This window comes from Aeromonas sp. HMWF014 (assembly GCF_963878295.1).
GTDB lineage: Bacteria > Pseudomonadota > Gammaproteobacteria > Enterobacterales > Aeromonadaceae > Aeromonas > Aeromonas popoffii.
In genome coordinates, this window is sequence record NZ_CAWNYS010000258.1 from 1 (window position 1) to 1,871 (window position 1,871).

Sequence of the window (1,871 nt, forward strand, 5' to 3'; positions counted from 1 at the left end):
GGGTAGGGATAGGCTCTCCTTCTCCTGCATCAAGTCCTGCCAGATAGGCACGGGATTGCGCCGTCAGCACGCCGCCGCCGTTCGTGCAACGCTCCAGTCGCCGGTCGTGAAATACCCACAGCTCGCCGTCAGCCTGCTGTACGTCTATCTCTATGGCCTGGGCTCCCAGTGCCAGTGCCAGCCGAATGGCCTTGAGGGTATTTTCCGGCGCCAGCCCGCTGGCTCCGCGATGGGCGATGATCTGCATGATATGGCTCCTGTTGCACCCTGCTCAGGCGCGGCTCAGTCGAATGTCGATCTGCTGGTGCGGCAGCCCCAGCCCCTGTTGTTGCAGCTTCTCCAGCACCAGCGAGTGCACCTCGTGAGTGATGGGCATGCGGTGATCCATGCTGTTCACATAGATCCGGATCTCGTAGATCAGCGCCGAGTCGGTAAATTCGATCAGAAATACCTCGGGGGAGGGGGTCTCCAGCACCAGAGTGGAGGCCCGGATCGACTCTTCCAGAATGGTCTGTATTCGCCTTGGCTCCTGGGTCAGGCCGATGCGGATGCGCAGCCGTACCCGGGTGATGGCATCGGACAGGGACCAGTTGATGAACTGCTCCGTGATGAACGCCTTGTTGGGGACGATGATCTCCTTGCGATCCCAATCCACTATGGTGGTGGCGCGGGTCTTGATCTTGGTCACTGTGCCGGTCAGCTCGCGGATGGTGACGGTATCGCCGAGCCGGATCGGTTTCTCGAACAGAATGATGAGACCGGAGACGAAGTTGGCGAAGATCTCCTGCAGGCCGAAACCGAGGCCAAGAGAGAGTGCCGCTACCATCCACTGCGCCTTGGACCAGTCGATGCCGAGGATGGAGAAGCCGCTCAGCGCCCCCACCACCAACACTATGTATTTGGTGACAGTGGTGATGGCAAAGCCGGTGCCGGGGGAGAGGCTCAGGTGCTGGAGCAGGGTCAGTTCCATCAGGCCCGGCAGGTTGCGGGCCGTGACCACGGTCAGGATGAAGGTAAATGCCGTCAGCATCAGATCCTGCAAGGTGATGGCGGAAAGTTGTTCTATGCCGCCAATCTTGTTGGTGACCTGCCACACCTCGATGCTGCGCAGGAAGCTGAACGCCGAGTTGAGTTCGGACCACTGCACCACCACCAGCATGGTGAAGCCCAGCATCAGCAGGGTGCGCACCAGCCCCAGCGACTGGGCACTGATGGTCTCGAGATCCAGCTCGGTATCTTCCACCACGTCAGGGATCTCCGAGCTGAGATCGTCGTGGCCCTCTTCCCGGCCACGCTGGGCCACTATCTCTGCGCGCTTGATCTTGGCCCGTTCGAAAGCGAGACGGCGGCGCTGGATCAACATCCAGCGGTGCGCCAGATAGTAGATGAGCAGGCAGCCCAGCCCCATCAGCAGGCTCAGCTCCAGCTGGCGCAGCAGAATGCGCGAGGTGTAGAAATAGCCGAGCAGTGAGCCTATCACCGCCAGCAGCGGGGCCATCATCAGGCTGTTCCAGATGAAATGGTGCAGCAGGTGGGGCTTGCTCATGTCGGCTTGGCCCCAGGTTAGCGGTAGCCGCTCCCGGTTGAGACGGGCGAAGAACAGCAGCAGCCAGAGGGCGCCGAGGATGAAGGCCATCCGGCCGAGGGAGTCGTAGAAGGCGTGATCCTGATAGCTGTTGGCCATCCCCTGCACGAAGAAGCTTGGGATGATCACCAGCAGCAGGGTGCGAAACTGGCCCCACACCTTCTGTACTCGCTCCTTCTGCCAGCGAAAATGCAGGATCAGGATCCCCTTCTCGAGCGTCAGGTGACGTGCCATCAAGAGTGCCAGCAGCAGGAACCAGATCTCGCCGAGGCCGCGGGCCACCGCC

Annotated in this window: 2 protein-coding genes; both read right to left on the bottom strand. The window is 61.2% G+C overall.

Annotation, left to right across the window (positions count from 1 at the left end; translation table 11 throughout):
- Window positions 1-247 (bottom strand): glycerophosphodiester phosphodiesterase (locus AAC083_RS10495; protein ID WP_308811005.1); only part of this gene is annotated, 247 nt, incomplete at its 3' end.
- 24 nt (window positions 248-271) lie between these two features.
- Window positions 272-1,871: mechanosensitive ion channel domain-containing protein (locus AAC083_RS10500; protein WP_146181648.1), on the bottom strand; the 1,600-nt coding region annotated here is incomplete at its 5' end.